This window comes from Flammeovirga aprica JL-4, from assembly GCF_012844305.1.
GTDB classification, from domain to species: domain Bacteria; phylum Bacteroidota; class Bacteroidia; order Cytophagales; family Flammeovirgaceae; genus Flammeovirga; species Flammeovirga aprica.
In genome coordinates this window covers 1-723 of sequence record NZ_JABANE010000351.1, presented here as the reverse complement: position 1 = coordinate 723, position 723 = coordinate 1, and the positions used below count along the sequence as shown (strand labels likewise).

Annotated in this window: 1 protein-coding gene; it reads left to right on the top strand. The window is 33.6% G+C overall.

Annotated features, from left to right (window positions below; translation table 11 throughout):
- Window positions 1-723: ATP-binding protein (locus tag HHU12_RS34315; RefSeq protein ID WP_169661203.1), on the top strand; the 723-nt coding region annotated here is incomplete at both ends.

Here is a 723-nt window from a genome sequence, read left to right as displayed (position 1 = left end):
GATAAAATTGCAGAGATAGAGAAGATATTTAATGAACGATTTGCCAATATCATCAATATTTTCGGTACAGAAACACAAGACCTTTTAAAGAAAACGGCTGAGATAGATCAAGTCATTAAAAAGATCAATAAGGACTTTAAACTGAAAAACTTTGTTAGTGCAGTCACCAACATTGAGCTGAAATTGGAGGAAAGTAGAAATCCAATTATCAGTGTTTTGAAGAGAATCAAGGAGTTTCAGGAAGAGAATAATAGTTCTTTGGGTGTAGCGAATCTTTTTACTCAAAACAAAGATTTGAATAAAATCAATAGGAATGCCGTTAAGCTGTTGAAGTACCTGAAAGATGAAATAGGAAAATCGAAAACGGGGAAATTGTTACTGTCAGACACCATTCATATTTTATTTAGAATAGAAGAAAACGGTAATGATACGGGTTGGATTGAGAAACTGAAAAATGTAGGTTCTGAAGGAACAGATATTTTGGTAAAAGCCATGTTGAATATCATGTTGTTGAATGTCTTTAAAGAAGGTGCTTCGAGGAAGTTTAAAGAATTCCAATTGCATATCATTATGGATGAAATCGGAAAATTGCATTCTACCAATGTGAAGGGCTTGTTGAGGTTTGCCAATGAACGAAATATTATAGTATTGAACGGATCACCTGAAACAAATAATCAGCTAGATTATGGTCATATTTATCACTTGGATAAGGTGGCAGGGCAT